At 69.0% G+C, this 17,009-nt stretch carries 16 protein-coding genes; 9 read left to right on the forward strand and 7 right to left on the reverse strand.

Annotated features, from left to right (window positions below):
* Nucleotides 1-9 precede the first annotated feature (9 nt).
* Nucleotides 10-1,356: a hypothetical protein gene (locus IPI67_17655; protein MBK7582018.1), complete on the reverse strand. Its 1,347-nt coding sequence runs from the start codon at nucleotides 1,354-1,356 to the stop codon at nucleotides 10-12.
* A 278-nt stretch (nucleotides 1,357-1,634) separates the two neighbouring features.
* Here IPI67_17655 and IPI67_17660 point away from each other — a divergent pair, with 278 nt between their 5' ends.
* From IPI67_17660 to IPI67_17675, 4 genes are all read left to right on the forward strand, one after another.
* The gene (locus IPI67_17660) at nucleotides 1,635-2,534 is read left to right on the forward strand and encodes a hypothetical protein (GenBank protein MBK7582019.1); all 900 of its coding nucleotides are present in this window, start codon (nucleotides 1,635-1,637) and stop codon (nucleotides 2,532-2,534) included.
* The gene (locus IPI67_17665; protein MBK7582020.1) at nucleotides 2,531-3,724 is read left to right on the forward strand and encodes a hypothetical protein; all 1,194 of its coding nucleotides are present in this window, start codon (nucleotides 2,531-2,533) and stop codon (nucleotides 3,722-3,724) included. The genes IPI67_17660 and IPI67_17665 overlap by 4 nt, the downstream gene beginning before the upstream one ends.
* Nucleotides 3,725-3,853: 129 nt before the next feature.
* Nucleotides 3,854-4,495 carry a CDGSH iron-sulfur domain-containing protein gene (locus tag IPI67_17670; protein MBK7582021.1) on the forward strand — a complete coding sequence of 214 codons (642 nt, stop codon included), beginning with the start codon at nucleotides 3,854-3,856 and terminating at the stop codon, nucleotides 4,493-4,495.
* Between the two features lie 46 nt (nucleotides 4,496-4,541).
* Nucleotides 4,542-5,216: a dienelactone hydrolase family protein gene (locus IPI67_17675; protein ID MBK7582022.1), complete on the forward strand. Its 675-nt coding sequence runs from the start codon at nucleotides 4,542-4,544 to the stop codon at nucleotides 5,214-5,216.
* A 4-nt stretch (nucleotides 5,217-5,220) separates the two neighbouring features.
* On the opposite strand, the gene IPI67_17680 is transcribed toward IPI67_17675, so the two are convergent.
* Nucleotides 5,221-5,691 carry a glucosaminidase domain-containing protein gene (locus IPI67_17680; GenBank protein ID MBK7582023.1) on the reverse strand — a complete coding sequence of 157 codons (471 nt, stop codon included), beginning with the start codon at nucleotides 5,689-5,691 and terminating at the stop codon, nucleotides 5,221-5,223.
* Between the two features lie 1,392 nt (nucleotides 5,692-7,083).
* Between IPI67_17680 and IPI67_17685 the strand changes: the two genes are divergently transcribed.
* A complete protein-coding gene (locus IPI67_17685; GenBank protein ID MBK7582024.1) occupies nucleotides 7,084-8,229 on the forward strand; it encodes a hypothetical protein in 1,146 nt (381 codons plus the stop codon).
* Nucleotides 8,226-8,468, forward strand: coding sequence for a hypothetical protein (locus tag IPI67_17690; protein MBK7582025.1), 243 nt, complete (start codon nucleotides 8,226-8,228; stop codon nucleotides 8,466-8,468). The genes IPI67_17685 and IPI67_17690 overlap by 4 nt, the downstream gene beginning before the upstream one ends.
* A gap of 213 nt (nucleotides 8,469-8,681) precedes the next feature.
* Here the strand turns inward: IPI67_17690 and IPI67_17695 are convergent, their stop codons facing one another.
* From IPI67_17695 to IPI67_17705, 3 genes are read right to left on the reverse strand one after another with little or no spacing between them, the layout of a single operon-like run.
* Nucleotides 8,682-9,956 carry a hypothetical protein gene (locus IPI67_17695; GenBank protein ID MBK7582026.1) on the reverse strand — a complete coding sequence of 425 codons (1,275 nt, stop codon included), beginning with the start codon at nucleotides 9,954-9,956 and terminating at the stop codon, nucleotides 8,682-8,684.
* Nucleotides 9,953-10,324, reverse strand: coding sequence for a hypothetical protein (locus tag IPI67_17700; GenBank protein ID MBK7582027.1), 372 nt, complete (start codon nucleotides 10,322-10,324; stop codon nucleotides 9,953-9,955). The genes IPI67_17695 and IPI67_17700 overlap by 4 nt, the downstream gene beginning before the upstream one ends.
* Nucleotides 10,321-10,779, reverse strand: a complete 459-nt coding sequence (locus tag IPI67_17705; protein MBK7582028.1) for a hypothetical protein — start codon at nucleotides 10,777-10,779, stop codon at nucleotides 10,321-10,323. Before IPI67_17705 ends, IPI67_17700 begins: the two co-directional genes overlap by 4 nt.
* Nucleotides 10,780-11,072: 293 nt before the next feature.
* Here IPI67_17705 and IPI67_17710 point away from each other — a divergent pair, with 293 nt between their 5' ends.
* Nucleotides 11,073-11,216, forward strand: a complete 144-nt coding sequence (locus tag IPI67_17710) for a hypothetical protein (GenBank protein MBK7582029.1) — start codon at nucleotides 11,073-11,075, stop codon at nucleotides 11,214-11,216.
* Nucleotides 11,217-11,309: 93 nt separating this feature from the next.
* On the opposite strand, the gene IPI67_17715 is transcribed toward IPI67_17710, so the two are convergent.
* Entirely contained in the window at nucleotides 11,310-12,197 is an 888-nt protein-coding gene (locus tag IPI67_17715; GenBank protein MBK7582030.1) for a LysR family transcriptional regulator, read from the reverse strand.
* A 110-nt stretch (nucleotides 12,198-12,307) separates the two neighbouring features.
* Between IPI67_17715 and IPI67_17720 the strand changes: the two genes are divergently transcribed.
* Nucleotides 12,308-13,381: an NAD(P)-dependent alcohol dehydrogenase gene (locus IPI67_17720; protein ID MBK7582031.1), complete on the forward strand. Its 1,074-nt coding sequence runs from the start codon at nucleotides 12,308-12,310 to the stop codon at nucleotides 13,379-13,381.
* A 431-nt stretch (nucleotides 13,382-13,812) separates the two neighbouring features.
* Here IPI67_17720 and IPI67_17725 read toward each other — a convergent pair whose 3' ends face one another.
* On the reverse strand, nucleotides 13,813-15,585 hold the full coding sequence (locus tag IPI67_17725) for a hypothetical protein (protein MBK7582032.1): 1,773 nt from the start codon (nucleotides 15,583-15,585) through the stop codon (nucleotides 13,813-13,815).
* Between the two features lie 70 nt (nucleotides 15,586-15,655).
* On the opposite strand from IPI67_17725, the gene IPI67_17730 reads away from it, so the two are divergent.
* The gene (locus IPI67_17730) at nucleotides 15,656-16,978 is read left to right on the forward strand and encodes an MFS transporter (protein ID MBK7582033.1); all 1,323 of its coding nucleotides are present in this window, start codon (nucleotides 15,656-15,658) and stop codon (nucleotides 16,976-16,978) included.
* Nucleotides 16,979-17,009: the final 31 nt, after the last annotated feature.

Here is a 17,009-nt window from a genome sequence, read left to right on the forward strand (position 1 = left end):
AACGAGGCGTCAGGGCACGTAGACGTACTGGAACTTGTTGGCCGTGTCGTCGTAGTACATCTTCCCGTTCTGCACGCAGTACGGGATGCTGCCGGGTGCGCCGACGGTGGGGGTCAGGGTCAAATTCGAGCCGGCTGTCGAGTAGGTGCCGGTCTTGACCACCGAGTCCCCGCCGCTCTGCCAGATGTAACACTGGCAAGAGACCGCCCGATTGCCGGTGCATGCGACGGCGTCGTTGAAGGCGGTGCTGAGCGTGGGTTCGAGGGCCTCACAGGTCGCAAACGTGGTGCTGAAGGTGCCTTCGAGCCCATCGACGCAGGCCTTCTGCAAGACCATTTCAGTGCGCGTGGCGGCGGTCAGACCGTAGAGGAAGGTGCTCGCGCCGCTGTTGAAGTCGAGGACGCCCGCCGCCCGGATCCCGCCCGTCGACGTGGAGTTCGTGGGGCAGAACGGGAGAGAACCGCTGCTGAACGTGCCGGTGTAACAAAACCCACCGAGGTCGTAGTGTGACGCGAGGGTTCCGCCGCAGGCCGCCGGAGGATTACAGCCCGCCGTCACGTCCGCGCCGTTGGTCTCGAGGATCGCGAACTTGGTGAAGTGGGTGACCGGTGCGGCGACACGATTCGTGAGGCTGAGGGTCGGCAGCGTGATCCAGGTGTTGTTCGCGGTATCGAGGTACGCGACGTACCAGAGCTTGCCGCTCGGGAGCGTTCCGGTGGTGGGCAGGATGAGCATGCCGGGTTTCAGGAACTTGGTGGCGTCCGGGGAAAACTCGTAGATCTTGCCGCGCAGGTCGCTGGCGCGGGGCAGGCCCGATGTCGAGCTCGAGGACGCGCCGTCGATGGTGATCGTCGCCGAGACGGCGCTCTTGCCGAACTGGAGCGACGCTCCGTCGATGTCGAGCTTGCCACCCTTGGCGGCGTCGATCTGAGCCGAAGCCTTGGTGCCCGAGTCGCCCGTGCTGCCATCACCGCCCGCGTCGCTGGGGGTGCCGCCGGTGCTGGCGTCGTTGCCCGCGTCGTTGGGGGTGCCGCCGGTGCTGGCGTCGTTGCCCGCCGCGCCACCGCTTCCCGCGCTACCGCCGCTGCCTGCCGATCCGCCGGAGCCAGAAGCTCCACCGGTGCCCGCAGCACCGCCGCTGCCAGCGCTGCCGCCGCTGCCTGCGGCGCCGCCGCTGCCTGACGTGCCTCCGGTCGTCGTGCCGCCGCTGCCGCCGGTCGAGGTCCCGCCGCTGCCCCCACCGGACGTGCCGCCGGTCGACTTCTTGCCGCCGGAGCCGCCGCCGCTGTCGTCACCGCCACAGGCGGTCATTGCTGCAAAACCCACGATCACGGCCGCGATCCACGTATTTTTCATCGGTCCTCCAGGTACAAGCCGACTAACGTAGCTGAGATTGCGGCGCGTTTCACCAGGGATCTGCCGCGCGTCGGGCGTGAGCCGCCGGCCGGGGGACGGCCAGAACCAACACACAACTGAAGCGTCGGCGCGCCGACGAGGCGCGCATGCCCATCGATGCGGCTTCCCGGGTTCGCGCCTCTCGTCACCCCGACCCTCCTCCCTCAGTCCGCATTGGCGGCACCAGAGCGAGCTCTGTGGCCCAGGCACCGAGCTCGGCCCAGCGTCTGCCGGCCGGGGTGAGCCGAGCGTCCGTAGCGGCGCTCTCCTCGCCTCGACGTGATGCCGGATTTGGGGCGCGGCTCGAGCGCTTCTTTCAGGACATGCACGGGCCGTACATCGTCGCGGGCCAAAAGGTCCTGGTCCCGACCCATTTCCGATCGAACGGGGACGCAGGCAAAACGCGCATCAGCGCGGCCGATGCCCAGCGCAAGATCACGGCTCTCATCGGCCCAACGAAGTCCAAAGAGCTCGCGGTCGCGATCCGCGCCGCGACTACGTCCACCGGCGGTCCATCCCAGATCCGCGCGGTCGTTCAAGCGCTGCTCGATGCGGGAGCCGTCTCCAAGTCCTCGGGCACGCCCGTGGAGCCAGCGATACGCAAGCTGATGTGGGATCTCGGTATCGGGGTCGACTGCCGGCGCTTCGTTGCGCATGCGTTCCTGTATTCACGGGGCGAAGGGCTGAAGCCCGCGAACCTCGGCCGTTACAATTTGGACCTGAGCCGGTTCGCGTTCGAGCAAGCGTTCAAGAAGGTCGAGGTCGCGGGCGCGCGCGCCGGTGACATCATTCACCTCGATCCGCTCGGCGGACGCGATCACAACGTCATTGTGCGCTCCAACCGCCTTTTGCCCGTCGAGGGCAAGGGGCTGGTCGTCTCGGGGCGGCTCATCCCGCCCAGTTTCGCAAAGTCCGGCTGGCCGTCGGGCGCGACACCGAGCGTGCGCGTGTTAGAGGTCGACGCCTGCTGGGGCGGAGGCGAGCGAGGCGAATTCGGCGGCGTCGAACGCCGCGTGTGGGTTCACAATGAAAAGGCCAATGTGTGGGCGCACTGGACTCCAAGTGGCGAGCTGAAGATTGGCAGTGGGCCCTACGGCCACGGCCTCGGCGGAGTCTACCGACCTCACGGTGAACCATGACCCGCCGCGCCAAGCTCTTGTCGGCCGTCTCACTCGTCGGTGTGGCACTGGTTACCGCCGTCGCCGTGAGCTGCTGCGCCGGCGCACGGGAGGCTCGGGCGCCGACGACGAACGTCGCAGCCATCGCATCCGTCGCATCGAGTAGCCCGGCCGCACAGGCTCCAACGGAGCCGGCGGTGCGTTCGGCGGAGATCCTCGACGGTCAACGCGTCAGCGATGCCGCGCCCTGGAAGCCCCCGAGCGCTGAACACCCGCGCGGGACCCTGCTACTCGCAGCAACGAAGGCCATCTACGAGGTGGACCTCGAGTCCCTGAGCCCGGTTCGGCACGTCGAGCTCGGCGCAGCTTCGTACGCCGTGCGTTTGGCCGCCACCACCTCGGGCGCCATTGCGACCTGGGATGCGGGCCAAGGCGCGCTGCGCATCGAGACGTTCGATGCCGAGCTCCATCGCACCCACTCGCTCGAGCGTCCGGCAGTAAGCTGCTCCGGCGTGAGCGCCGAAAGGGACCGCGCCGCGGTCGTCGTGCAAGGCACGAGCGGCGATCACACGCTGGAGCTCTGGGAAATCTCCACCGGCCGAGTGCTGGCACGCCGCAGCTTCGCGGGGGGTGTCTGCGCCCCGCTGAGCGAGCGCGCCCATGTTCTCCTGCGCAACGGGCGTGTCTACTACGTGAAACAAGGACACGAGGTCGAGCTCCGCGCACGCAGCCTCGATCTCAGCAAGAGTCTCGGTTCGTTTTTGGTCGTCACTGAACCCGAACCGCAGACGATCTCGAACTACACCGCGCTTCGAGCCTGGGACGACGACGTGTTCTTCTCGCTTCGACAGCGCCAATTTCGCTTGACCCCAGATTTGAAGCTGGTGCGAGAGCTGCCGGCGTCCAACGCCGTGCCGTCGTTCGAACCCGGTACCGGCCGCGCGCTGTACCGTGATGGTTCGACCGCCGAGCGGCACGGTCAACGGCGCAAGGTTTTGTTGAAGTTCGAGAGTGACACCTTCAACCCGGAGTCCGAGACGCCGGTCGCGAAGAACGAGTGGGTCGCGTTCTTTTTTTGGGGTGGGCGCGCGATCTTCGTCAGCCAGCCGCCGTCGGTGCGTTTGACCGTCGTCGACGTCGAAGCCAAGCGGCGCGCCGGGCCCAGCGAGTGGGCTGCCGAGTTCGACCAGGCGCCGTATTTCTGGAATTGAGCGGGGAGCTCGAGGGCGGAGTCAGGCACGATCGGCGGCGCGGGCGTCCTGAGCTCGAAAAACGCGGGCATCCACTGTCAGCGTTCGGCTTTGGTCCTATGCACACCTCCCACGACCTAGAGAGGGAACATGAGCGACGGAGTCGACGAGATCCGAGGCAAGAACCTGTTGATCCGCTTCGAGGGTCAGCGCTGCATTCACGCGCGGCAGTGTGTGCTGGGGCGGCCCGACGTGTTCGTACCGAACGCGGAGGGTGAGTGGATCCACCCCGACGCAGCGCCGGTCGAGACAGTGGTCGCGCTCGCGCACGCCTGTCCGTCGGGGGCCATCCGCTACGAGCGACTCGATGGCGGTCCCGCTGAGCAACCGCCGCTGGTTAACCTGGTGCGCGTCCGAGAGAACGGACCGCTGGCGTTGCACGCCGAGCTCGAGGTCGAGGGCCACGGCTCGATGCTGCGGGCGACGCTGTGTCGCTGTGGCGCGTCGAAGAACAAACCGTTCTGCGATGGCAGCCACGTCGCCGCGGGGTTCCAGGCGACCGGCGAGCCAGAGTCCCGGGAGTCGACGGCGCTCGCCGAGCGCAACGGCAAGCTGACCGTGACTCCTCGACCCGATGGGCCGCTGATGCTCGCGGGCAATCTGGAGCTCGTCAGCGGTACCGGGCGCACGCTCGGGCGCACCCAAAAGACGGCGCTCTGTCGCTGCGGACACTCGAACAAAAAGCCGTACTGCGACGGCACTCACAGCAAGATCGGCTTCAAGAGCGGCTGAGTCGTCCGTGTCGCCAGGCGGCCGCAAGTCAGATAGGAGTGTGAGGATGTGGAAGAAGGTCGAGCTGAGCGCTCGGGGTGGTGGAAAGTCTCAGGCGGTGTTGGCCGAGCCCGCGGAGCAACGAGCACCGGGATTGGTGCTCGTTCACGAGTGGTGGGGGCTGAACGACGACATGCGCAGCCTGGCCGAGCGCTTCGCAGGGCAGGGATTCCTGGCGCTGGCGGTCGATCTCTACGACGGCGAGTCCACGGCCGACGGCGGCCGCGCGATGGAGCTTGCAGGCGCGCTTCAGACCCCGGCCGCGGTCAAGATCATCGAGGGCGCAGCGGATTTTCTCCGGGCGCACCCGAGGGGCAACGGCAAGGTCGGCGTGACGGGGTTTTGTCTGGGAGGAGCGATGGCGCTGGCGGCGGTTTGCTCGGTCGAGGAGCTCGCTGCGGCAGTGCCGTTTTATGGCATCCCGAAGCCGGAGTACGCCGACTTCACCCGGGCGAAGGCGCCGATCTTGGCGCACTTCGGCCGCCAAGATCCGGTCATCGCCGTCGAGCGCGCCGAGGCGCTGGCGAGTGCCGCGAAGGCTGCGGGCGCCGCCTTCGAGCTGTGCCTGTACGACGCGGGACACGCCTTCATGCGCGCGAGTGATCCGAGTGCGCATCACCCGGAGTCGGAGGCGTTGGCGTGGTCGCGGACGCTAGCATTTCTGCGTCGCCACCTCGTGTGAGGGGTCACTCGCGGAAGAGCACCGCGTAGCCGTCGCGACGAAACTCACGCGCCAGGCTCACCACCGAGCGGATGTAGTGCTCGGGGCGCTCGGTGAAGAACCCACCTTGATCGAGCTCGAGCACGTAGTTCAGGGCGTCACCCCGCTTGGCCGCCGCGGCGGCCTTGGGGTATCGGCGGAGCAACATCTCGACGTAGTCGAGGGCGCCGTGCTCCGGGGCCTCGTAGCTGCGGAAGCGTGAACGAATGCGGCGTGAACCGCCCTCTTCTTCTTCCCAGGTGTACCAGTTTGCGGTTCCGCCGTCGGGGGCCCGACCCTTGAGACCGGCGTAGTTGTAGTCGACCATCCAGCGACCGCGTCCCGTCTCGAGCGCCCACTGGCCCCAGAGCACACTGATGACCTCTTCGGTCGGGCGTTCACCGGAGAGGCGCTCCCATGCGTCGGCGAGGTAGCGCGTTGCATCGTTCGGCGACATCGGTGTGGGACGTCGGGGGCGATCGATGCGTTTCGGTTTTGGTGGATTCGCGGCGCGCTCGGCGGCTTCGCTACGGCGGCGTTCCGAGGGGCGGAGGGAGGAGAGATCGACGGGTGCGGATTTTGGAGAAGGAGCGGGAGCGGGAGTGGGAGCGGGAGTGGGTGCGGGAACGGGTGCGGGTGCGGGTGCGGGTGCGGGTGCGGGGGCGGGGGCGGCCTTCGGCGCGGGACTGGGAGCGGGAGCGGGAGCGGCAGCGGGTGCGGCCTTTGGCGCGGGTGCGGGCGCGGCCTTTGGCGCGGGTGCGGGAGTGGGTGCGGGCTTCGGCGCGGGGGCTCGTTCGCTCGGTGCGGCGCTGGGAGTGGTCGCGGTCAAAGGGGCAGCCGCGGGCTCCACGGAAGGCGAAGCGACCGCCTTCTGGGTCGCAGCCAATTCCTTGGCGCGGGCGCGCGCCGCGTTCTCTGGGGTCAGCGCTGCGCGGACCGCGGGCGCCGGCGAAGCGGAGATCCCTGCCGGCTTCGCCGCTGCGGCGGTGGGTTGCTCTGCGCTCGGTGCTTCATCGGGCCGAGCGATGGTCGGCGGGAGATCGGTGTCGCGCACCAGGGGAGGGCGCCACGTCTGCGCGACTGGATCGACCGCGGGGGTCTCTGGGAGCTGGAACGCCGCGGCGATCGTGACCGGCGCGGCCTTCACGCTCGCTGGCGGCGGGGTCGGAGCGGCCGCGCTGGGCGTGACTTCTGCAGGGGCTGGCTCGGCGGGCGCCGCGGCTGCTTTTGCCGCGTGCCGTTCCTCGACGGTTCGAGAGCGCAGCGCAAGCCGCGTCGCAGGTGGGGCTTGCGGCGCCGGGGCGTGCGCTACCGGACGCGGGCTCGGGGGCGGGGAGGCACTCTCTGCGGGCTCGGGCTCGATGGGATCGACCCGCGCCGGCGCGCGTGCGACGAGCACGAGACTGTCGCGCACCGCCGCTGGCATGCGCAGGCCGCGCCGCAGGCGCAGGCGTTGGCTCTCCGGTTTCGTCACCGCTGCGGTTGGCTCCGGAAGAGCATTGCTCGGTCCGAACGTGGTCACGAGCCATGACGGTTCCGCTTTGCCCTTCGGGCGCTCATCCGGTTCGCTCGCGCAGGCGTGGGCAAACAAGCCGACGCTCAGCGCACACACCCCGATGCTCGGCCCGGCGTCGGCGACCGTGGAGCGCACACGCGCCCAGAAGCCGGGGCTTCGAGGAGGTGCGGGCCAACGTACCGAGCGAACGAACACGAGCGTTTGCCATTCAACCGTGTGCACGGCGGGACGGCCAACTCCGGGCGGCAGTCGGCCCGAGAAACTGGGCGGTGGTGAGGGCGCACGTGCGCGCGGGGTCACGCGGGTCCGGCCGCCCGTGCTACGTCTTGCCACGTGAGCGACGCTGCGCCTCGAGGCCGCTTCCTGCCGCGCTTCGCCGCCGTCGTGCTGTGTTTCATCGCAACGCTGGCCGTCGTTCCGCGGCAGCTGTGCGGCGCAGGTGCAGCGCGCTGGTTGGCCGACGACGTCGACACCGAAGACGAGCTCGCGCGGGCCGTTGCGCGCAGTGTTCTCAGCCAGAAGGAGCCGCTCTTCTATCACACGGGTCAGCTGCGCTTCGACGGGCAGAGTGCGATCGCCATCTATCAGATGACTCTGCTCGGCCTGGGTCAGCTCATCCTCGCGCACCCCGAGCGACGCGAGGTGTACCTGCCCGCGATGCGAGTGGCCGCCGATCGGTTGGCCGACCCGCGCACGCTCGCCTACGCGGCGAGCGTCTACGGACAGCACGGGGTGGTCCGCATGGATCCGGGCGAGGGCCATGCCTATCTCGGCTACGTGAACCTGGGGCTCGCCATGCTGCGCCTGATCGAACCCGAGACGCAGCACGCGGCACTGAACGATCGCCTGACGGCGGAGCTGTCGCGGCGCGTGTTTGCGGCGCCCACCGGCATGACCGAGACCTATCCCGGGGAGACCTGGCCGCCCGACGTGACGGCGGTCATCGGCTCCATCGGGCTGACGGCGCGGGCGACGCGGGTCGATCGCAAGGCCGAGCTGGACGCCTGGGCGGAGCGCTTTGGCAAGTGCGCGGTGCACGCATCGGGTTACCTGGTGCAACGCTCGCGCAGTGGCACCTGCATTCCACTCGACGCACCGCGGGGCTCCGGCACTGCGGTAGGCTCGTACTTCACGAGCTTCGCTCACGCGGGGCTGTCGGCTCGGCTCGAGCAGGGCTTGCGGCAGACGGGGCGGCGCAGCCTGCTGGGCTTCACGGCGCTCCGAGAGTACCCGGACGGCTTCGACGGTCGGGGGGATGGCAACGCGGGTCCCATCCTGTTTGGGGTGTCGGTGGGCGCGACAGGTTTCGGGATCGGCGCGGCGCGCGCACACCGAGACACGGAGCTGTTCCTGGGGATGTTCCGCACGGCTACGCTATTCGGGCTGCCGGTCTGCCGCGGAGACGAGCGAACCTTCGCGGTGGGCGGAGTGCTGGGCAACGCGCTCCTGCTCGCCATGCTGACGGCGAGGCCGGTATGAAACGACGCCTCGTGTTGCCGCTGATGGCGCTGATGGTGCTCCTCGGACTCGAGCTCTCGTTGGCTCGCGCGTTGGCGACGCGCGAGCCGTTTCAGGCGATTCTGCGCGGAGAAATCTGGGTCGCCGCGCTCGCGGCCGTTGCGCTCGCCGCGCGCCTCGGCCTCATCTTCGTGGTGCCGGGCTGGCTCGCCGCTGCGCTGGCCACGAGCTACCTCGAGCGCCGCACGCCCCGGGCGTGACCGGGCTTGCCGGCCGACCCAGGTCACGAGCTCGAAGGAGTGGTCGTCGACCCAGGCCGCCAGCTCGACGTGCGGAGCGGCGACGGTGTCTCCCCCGGCCTGGGCAACGCGACCGAGGCCGGCCGAAGAGCTAGCCGAGCAGGGACTCACCGACGACGTGGTCAAAGCCACGCTGAAGAAGGAGTTCCCCAAGTAACTGCTGGCGGGCGCTGACTAGAGCTCGCCGGTCACGACGAACCCCGTCTCCCACGGGTAGTGGGCCATGGGGAACAGGGCCAGCGTCTCGGGATCGGAGTAGCGCAACGTCAGATCGACCGCGAAGCGTCCGCCGTCTCCCTCCCCCGTCTGCACGCCGGCATCGACGCGAAACGACGGGAGAATGACGGCCTTCTCGCCGTAATAGGGGCGGTTCGGCAGGCCGGCGACGCCGCCGGTGAGAGCCAGGCGCGGCACCGCGTTCCCTTCGCGGCGGCCCGAACGGGCGTCGCGCACGCGGGGGTCGGCGGTGTTGAAATCGTACGTGTGCACCGTGGCGCGCGCTTCGTGCAACGCTCCCGTCGGAGCGACCGCCGCCGCGACGGCCGCGTCGAAGAACTCCACGATGTCCTTCTGCTCGGCGTGCAGCGTGAGAAAGCCGAGGCGATGCGGCTTGTCCTCGATGGGTTCGGCGGTCGTGACGTCGTAGCGCGGCGGGAGCCGCCAACCCATGCGGCGCACGTAGGCGTTGGTGTACCCAGCGGGGGATGGCACCATGTCCGCGCCCGCCCGCACGTAGGTGATGGCCGAGAATTCATCTCCCAGGACGCCGGTGGCGCTGACGTGCGCGTCGGGGACGGCGACGTTGGCGATCAGCCCGGAGAAGCGCGCGTAGCCGACGCGGAATGCCACGGGGCCGCCCTGTGCCGCCAGCCCGAGGGTGTAGTCCGCGACCAGTGACTGCTTGGGCGTGCGCTGGTCGTAGCGCTTGTACTGTCCGTAGATATCGTAAAACAGGCCGACGAAGTACGGAAACGCCACGTTGACGAAGGCGCGCCGGGTCGCGTTCCCCATCGTCCCGCCGTTGTAAAGGGAGAACGACGCGAACGCACCGATCCACTTGTACTGAAGCCCGAACCCCATGGTTGCCATGCCCATGTCGAAGTCGCGCAGCGTGTAGCGGTACTCGTCGGGGCAGTTCTCTGGGATGTCGATCTCCAGCACGGGCAGGTGGGCGACGTCGGTGACCCACTTGGTGTCGCCCACCGCAGTAAACGAGAGCTCGCGCCCTCTCTCGACCTGGACCATGTAGGGCATGACCCGGCGGTCGAGCAGCATGGGCATGCCGAAGTCCGCGGCGTGATCGATGGCGACCCGGGCGTTGCGGTAGCCCGAGGTGTTGGCGATGACCCGGCTATAGACGCACTTCTCGGTGCTGGCGGCGCGCGCAATGCCGCTATCGAAGAGCGCCGTGAGGCAGCAGGCGACGGCCCAGCGGACTCGACGTTTCACAGCGGGCTCCCATCAGCGCGATGGATGATGAGGGTGCAAGCGGTAGAAACCGTGAGCCACTGGTCGAGATCGTCGCCAGCCTGCTTCACTTGCTCACAGTTCATGCCGCCGACGGCCGACGAGCAATGGTAGAGATTGCCGACGTCGTCCTTTGCGACGTCGACAGGGACGCAGGAGTAGCGCTCGTCGAAGGCGTGCAGGCGCTCCTGCGCTAGACCCGCGTCGTCGGTGCAGTCCATGGTGCGCTGAGCGATGCTGAGCGCGACGTCCTGGCAGGGCTGGTCCTTTGGTAGCTCTTCGATGCCGCTGCACGAGAGCGCCAGGAATGTCGCCCCGATCAGCGTGAACGGCGCATGGCGAAGCTTCATGGCACCGACACCTGGTTCGCACCCGGCTGAATCACGAGCTCTTTGATCAGCGCCCCGGACGGGATCGAGCGCACGCGCCAGACGTGGCCCACGAAGGTCTGACCCGAGTAGGTGCCCCCAGGCGCCACCGTCCCATATGGGACCTCGGCACATGCGTAGCCCACCCAGAGCACCTGGTAGGTGACGCTACCTGAGGTGTTGACGACCGAGAGGGTCGCGACGGTGCCGCTGCCTTTGGAGCAGCCGGCATCCGATTCAATGCCCCCGCTGCCGGTCGTGCCCGCGCTGCCGCCGCTTGCCGTGCTGCCCGCAGTTCCCCCGCTTCCCCCGCCTCCGCCCGCGACTCCGCAGCCGGCGTCGGGGCACGGTGGCGCGACCGGGATCAGCAGCTCCTCGTCCTGGCCCGCACAGGCGAAGGCGAGAGCGCACGCAAGCGGCACAAGGCGGCGCATCACCTGAGACCTCCCCGCATGATCTGCGGTGATATCACGAGTGCCGCGGCTTTGGGAGGCGCATGACGAGTCCCCCGTCGAGGACCACGAAGCGCGTCGCCTTGAGCTTCATGCGGCCGCCGCATTTGCGCCGGTCCGATGCGTTGGGCGGAGGTCGCCACGAGTCGCGCGGCAATCACGCGGCTGATTGCGGAGCACGAGGACGGCCAAGGCTCGAGAGCGCCGCCGAGGGTGGCCGCTTTCAACCGCGTGCCCGAGCAATTGGGGATGGGGTTCGGGGAGAGGTGAGGCGACCGGTGACTTCGCTGGGGGCGGAGGTGTGTGTCGCGCGCGCTTGGCGAGGAGGAGCGAGCTCGCGGGCGGACGCGGCGTGGCTGATCGGCGGCGGGGGTTGGGGTGCAGGAGGTGATCTCGACCCGAAGCCGTCGAGCGCTGCGTAGCCGTGGTCGGCCCGCCGCGGCTGGGCTCAGACGTCGCCGCCGACGCCACGAACAATCAGGCAGCTGCAGCTGCGGCTTCCGCCGCCCAGATCGTCATGCGCTGAGCGCGTCCGCCAACATGTCGAACACCACGCGCACGCGGCGGCTGGTGCGTACTTCGCGATGACTCGTGAGCCACGTCGCCAAGGGGAAGGTGATGAGGTCCGGAAGCACGCGCACCACACGACCATCGGCGTCACCGATCCGATCCACCATCACGCCGATCCCCGATCCTTGGGTGATGAGCGCCCACTGCACTTGCTGGTTGGACGATACCCAAGGGAAGCTCGCAGGCGTCACGCGCAGGCCCAGCGCATTGAGGCCGTTCATGAAGGCCTCGGTGTGATCGAAGGCGACGAACTCGGCCCGGGAGAGTGCCTCCAGGGTGGTCGGGCTCCCGATCGACTCGAGGTACGCGGGCGTCGCGTAGAGGTACGCCTTGTCTTCGCGGATCTTGCGCGCCACCAGGTCCGGCTGTGAGGGGCGAAAGCTGCGCAATGCGATGTCCGCCTCGCGCCGCTCGTGGTCGCTGACCTGGTTGGTCGCGATGATCGCGATCTCGATGCCAGGGTGGACGGCGCGAATCTCGGCGAGCACCGGTGGCAGCAAGTGGGCCGCGACCACCTCACCGGCGCTGATGCAGATCGGACCGTCCAGGGACAACGACTGACCGGTCGCCACCCGCGAGAACCTGAGCGCCGCCTCGGCCATCGCTCGCACCTGCTCCACCAGCTCGAGCCCCGTGGGCGTCAGGGAAAGGCCGCGACCCACCCGCTCGAACAGCACGACACCCAGCTCTTCCTCCAACGCCGTCACCTGCCGGCCGATGGTGGGCTGCGAGCCCCCCAACGCTCGCGCCGCCGCGGAGAAAGAGCCCTCGTCGGCGGCAGCGAGGAACGCGCGCGCCCGGTTCCAGTCGAAGTTCACGTGGCGCCAATCCATGCATTAATGCATATCACAGCAACACAATTGGTGGATTTCAAAAACGCAATCGTATGCCGATACTTCGGGTGTCGGCGCTGGAGCCGGCACCAACCCACGAGGAGCACACCATGCGAGCTGTAGCGAACCGCGTCTACGGAGCCCCGGAAGTCCTGACCGCGACCGAGGTCGAGCGGCCCACAATCGGCGCCCGGCAAATCCTCGTCCAGGTCCACGCCAGCGCGGTCACCCATGGCGACCGTCGGCTGCGCGCCGCCGACTTCCCGGGGATCTCGGGCGTCTTCGGTCGGTTGGTCACCGGCATACTTCGACCTCGGCACCCGATCGGCGGGTCGAGCTTCGCCGGCCGGGTGGTCGAGGTCGGCGCGGAGGTGACCCGCTTCGCGGTTGGCGACGAGGTCTTCGGCGGCGCAATGCATGGCGCCTATGCCGAGTACCTGGCCATCTCCGACGAGGCCGTCGGGAAGATGCCCGAGAACACGACCTACGGCGAGGCCGCGGCGCTCCCTTACGGCGCGGTGACGGCCCTGGTGTTTCTGCGGGACATGGCGAAGGTCCAGCCGGGCGAGCGCGTGCTCGTCGTTGGCGCTTCGGGCGGTGTGGGGCGCATGGCGGTGCAGATCGCCAAACATCTCGGCGCCCACGTCACCGGCGTGGGCAGCCGCGACCAAGACCTGGTGCGCGCCCTGGGGGCCGACCACTTCATCGACTACAACCAAGAGGATTTCACGCAGCGCGACGAGCGCTGGGACGTGATCTTCGACACCACGGAGGGCAACCACTTTCAGGCTTTCCGCCCGTCGCTGACGACGGTGGGGCGCTATCTGTCGCTCTACGTCACGCTGCGGGTGCTGCTCGAGATGGCGGTCACGGCGCTGCGCGGCGGGCCGCGCGCGATGGCCGGCGTGGCGATGGGCAACGGCAAATTGCTGGACGACGTCCGCACCCTCGTCGAACGAGGCGCCGTGCGAGCGGTGATCGCGAAGCGTTATCCGCTCGAGCAAATCGCGGACGCTCACTCCTTCTTCGAGGCCTCGCGCCCCCGCGGCAGCGTGGTGATCGACGTGGTCGACATCGACGCCGCGCCAAGACGCACGACGACGCGAGACCGACGAGATGGCCGTTTCTCTCTGACGAACGAGCACGCTCCCCACGGTCCGCGTCAACCTGTGCTCCATCACTGACGACGGCGCGCGGCTGCCGTCGCGCCGCGCTACGGGGAGCCCATCCGCTTCTGCTTGGCTCGCTCTCGTGCGCGGGCCCTCGGTGCCCGGGGGCGGGGGTGCTGCGGGGGTCGCCTTCCCGGCCCGCTCGCGCTATCGCCGTGCTGAGGCTCGAGTGGCTCCTCGCGCTTGCCTTCGCTCTCTTCGTGGCTGATCCCCCGCCTCGGGGGGGGGGGGGGGGGGGGGGGGGGGGGGGGGGGGGGGGGGGGGGGGGGGGGGGGGGGGGGGGGGGGGGGGGGGGGGGGGGGGGGGGGGGGGGGGGGGGGGGGCCGGTGGTGGGGCCGGGTAGTTCGCCTTCGTGGTGCCGGGTTGGCTCGCCGCTGCGCTGGCCACGAGCTACCTCGAGCGCCGCACGCCCCGGGCGTGACCGGGTTGGCTCGCCGCTGCGCGCATCAGCTCGGTCTTCTCCAGCGCTTGCGCACGCGCGCGCGGACCTCTGGATCTTGCCAGTTCGCCTCGAGCCACGCGCTCCCGGCACCGCGAGCGCGTGCATACTCCTCGGGGCCGAGCGGCACGAGCGCGAGCACGGTGATGGGTGCGCCCTTCGGCATCACGACGAACCCGCCGTCAGCCAGCACGAACCCGGCGATGCCGAGCTCGGACATGGGAGCGAGCAGCGTGTCCCCGGCCTTCCAGGGTTTGGCGTCGGGTCCTCGATCGTGGACCATGCGGGCGAGCCGGCCGACCCAGGTCACGAGCTCGAAGGAGTGGTCGTCGACCCAGGCCGCCAGCTCGACGTGCGGAGCGGCGACGGTGTCGCCCCCGGCCTGGGCAACGCGACCGAGGCCGGCACTCAAGATGAGGAACCCCGGATCACCCTGGGGTTTGCGGACCTCGATGCTGTGGGGGATCACCTCCTTGGCGACACACGGCACTGACGCGAGCACCTCGCTCGGGTAGGCGTCGGAGAAGCGCCCGCTGAAGAGCGCGCGGTAGGTGTTGGGGGCAATGGCCTCGGGATCGCGCGCGTCGGGACGCGAGGCACGCTCCCACGCCGCGACCGGATCGACGGCGTCCGGCAGCGGTTCGAGCTCCACGAGGCCGTCGCGGGCGGCGACCTGGTAGTGAACCGCGTCGCCTTCGACGGGCTCGATGGGGTACGCGCCGACCCGCACTCCGATTGGCACCACGAGCTCGGTGCCCGCCTCGAGCTCGGCGTTTTCTCGCACCATGCGCGAGCAGGCCAAGAGCACGGCCTCGTGCCGGCGTGAGCGCTCCCAGCGGTCCCCGGGGTCGACGGCAACGCGCACGTCGGGCAACGCGAACGCGTCCATGCCCCAGCTGCGATACACGGGCGGCGCGCCTTCGATGGTGAAGTCGAGCCAGGCGGCAAAGGGCACACACTCCGGATCGTCCAGATCGCCCATCTGGCGCTCGAAGGTGCTCTTGTCGACGACCAGGTTGCCCGCGCGATTGAGCACGACGCCACGCCCGTGGGCGAGCAGCGCGAGGGCGAGCGTGGACAGGGCGCGCGCCGCGCCCTTCGGGCCCCACACGTCGGGCATGCGACCCAGCGCGCGCGACGCGCGGTAGAGTCCCGGCTCACCGAGTCCGAGCGAGACGAAGCCAGCGCCCAGCGCAAACTCGTCACCGACGTCCCGCAGGTCGAGCGTTTCCTTCGGGAATGGCTCGTCGCTCGTGTGGGTGGAGATGTCGTGGCCCGCGAGGCGGAGGGCGAGGCGGGCCTCGGTCGAGACCTCGATGCCGCGCTCTTCGAGCCCGAGCTCCCCGGCCCACATGCGCAGGGCCTGAGTTCCCTGCGGCACGGGGCGCTCGAGCAGCACGGTGATGAAGCCGAGCACCCGAGCCGCTGCCGCTGCTTCCGCCGGGAACTCGGACGCACGAATGCCCGCTCTTTCGTCGCGTTTTCGCAGCAGGTCGTCGTAGTCCGTGTCCCCAGCGTCCAGCTCGATCTGCGTCGCGCGCGGGCCAAAACGGCTGGGTTCGACCGCCGTCACGCGGACCCGCGCGCCGACCACCGGTTCGAAGCCGCGGCACGCGGAGCGACCGAAGCGGATGCGGGAGCTCGCATCGAGCATCAGGCTGCCGACGGCGTCGGTCACGTCGAAGCTGACGATGCGCGCCGCGACCGGCAGCTCGAGGGGCGGCAGCATCGCGGGGGGGGGAGCCGTCGGCTTGCGGGAGAAGCGATCGAAGAGGCCCATCGACCAGAGGGCATACACCGGATCACTCTGCGCCTCTAGGCAGCGCCCCGACCTGCTAAAACTCGGGGCAATGACCGGGGACGGCGGCGCTCGCCTCACGCGCTACCAAATGCTGGTGCTCGGAGCTGCTTGGCTCGGCTGGGGGTTCGACGCCTTCGACGGCATCTTGTTCAACTTCGTCTCGGCGTTGTGTGTCCCGAGCCTGCTCGGGATCCCGTACTCCGACCCCCGCGCTAAACCCGCCATCGTGTTCTGGACTGGCGCCCTGTCGAGTGTGCTGCTGGTCGGCTGGGCAGTCGGCGGTGTGATGTTCGGAAGGCTGACGGATCAGCTCGGTCGAACGCGCACGATGCTGATCACCATGCTCGTCTACGCGATTGGCACCGCAGCCTGCGCTTTTGCGCCCAACATGGCCGTTTTCGCCATCCTGCGCTTCGTGGTTGCGCTCGGGATCGGGGGCGAGTGGGCGGCGGGTGCCGCGCTCGTTGCGGAGACGATGCCGGAGAAGAAACGCGTGCTCGGCGGCGCGTTGCTCTACACGTCCGCGCCCGCCGGTTTCTTTCTGGCGACCTTCGTCACGGACCTGTTCACGCGGCAGCTGGGATTCTTTGCACGGAACCCGGAGCTGGCTTGGCGCGCCGTGTTCCTGACCGGCGCGGTGCCAGCGGTGTTTGCGCTCTTGATTCGCATGAAGTTGAAGGAGCCCGAAGACTGGAAGCCGCAGGTGCGGCCGAAGCTCCGGGAGCTGTTCGCGCCGGCGCTCTGTCGCGCCACGCTGAGCGGTCTGGTGCTGGCTTTCATTGCCATGTGCACGTGGTGGAGTTGTTACGCGTTCATCCCGATGATCGCGCGATTCTTGACCGACGAGCTTCCCATCAAACCGAGCGGAGTCGAGCTCGCGAAGTTGAAGGCCAGCTTCGTGACGCTCGGGACCAGCGCGTTCAACCTCGGAGGTATCGTCGGCACGCTGCTGACCGTGCCGATCGCGACTCGACTCGGTCGGCGCCCGATGTTCCTCGGCTTTTTCTTGGCGAGCGCGCTGGCCATCTGGGTCGCGTTTGCGCTGCCGCTGCCACCCGAGGCGCGTCTCTACTCGCTGTTCTTCGTGGGGCTGACGGTGTTTGGGGTGTTTGGCTCGTTCACGTTTTACCTGCCCGAGCTGTTCCCGATGCGTCTGCGCGGGACGGGCGCGGGGTTCTGTTACAACTCCGGCAGAGTGATCACTGCGCTGTTTCCCTTCGGCGTCAGTCTGGCCGCGCAGAGCGGAACGAGCCCGCTCGAGATCATCAGGTGGGCCGCGATCTTGCCGGTGTTGGGGGCGCTCGCCGTGGTCTCGGGCCTGGCGGTCGAGACGCGAGAGCGGGTGTTCTCGGGCCTGGGTCGCGGGAGCTGAGGTCCCCGCAAAACCTGCCACCGTCCCGCTC

Source organism: Myxococcales bacterium, assembly GCA_016706225.1.
In the GTDB taxonomy this organism is placed as follows: domain Bacteria; phylum Myxococcota_A; class Polyangia; order Polyangiales; family Polyangiaceae; genus JADJKB01.

What these genes read in the sequence shown, in the direction of transcription:
- IPI67_17655 (MBK7582018.1), bottom strand. Translation starts at nt 1,356, where the DNA reads ATGAAAAATACGTGGATCGCGGCCGTGATCGTGGGTTTTGCAGCAATG.
- IPI67_17665 (MBK7582020.1), top strand. Translation starts at nt 2,531, where the DNA reads ATGACCCGCCGCGCCAAGCTCTTGTCGGCCGTCTCACTCGTCGGTGTG.
- IPI67_17670 (MBK7582021.1), top strand. Translation starts at nt 3,854, where the DNA reads ATGAGCGACGGAGTCGACGAGATCCGAGGCAAGAACCTGTTGATCCGC.
- IPI67_17675 (MBK7582022.1), top strand. Translation starts at nt 4,542, where the DNA reads ATGTGGAAGAAGGTCGAGCTGAGCGCTCGGGGTGGTGGAAAGTCTCAG.
- IPI67_17680 (MBK7582023.1), bottom strand. Translation starts at nt 5,691, where the DNA reads ATGTCGCCGAACGATGCAACGCGCTACCTCGCCGACGCATGGGAGCGC.
- IPI67_17690 (MBK7582025.1), top strand. Translation starts at nt 8,226, where the DNA reads ATGAAACGACGCCTCGTGTTGCCGCTGATGGCGCTGATGGTGCTCCTC.
- IPI67_17700 (MBK7582027.1), bottom strand. Translation starts at nt 10,324, where the DNA reads ATGAAGCTTCGCCATGCGCCGTTCACGCTGATCGGGGCGACATTCCTG.
- IPI67_17715 (MBK7582030.1), bottom strand. Translation starts at nt 12,197, where the DNA reads ATGGATTGGCGCCACGTGAACTTCGACTGGAACCGGGCGCGCGCGTTC.
- IPI67_17720 (MBK7582031.1), top strand. Translation starts at nt 12,308, where the DNA reads ATGCGAGCTGTAGCGAACCGCGTCTACGGAGCCCCGGAAGTCCTGACC.
- IPI67_17725 (MBK7582032.1), bottom strand. Translation starts at nt 15,585, where the DNA reads ATGGGCCTCTTCGATCGCTTCTCCCGCAAGCCGACGGCTCCCCCCCCC.
- IPI67_17730 (MBK7582033.1), top strand. Translation starts at nt 15,656, where the DNA reads ATGACCGGGGACGGCGGCGCTCGCCTCACGCGCTACCAAATGCTGGTG.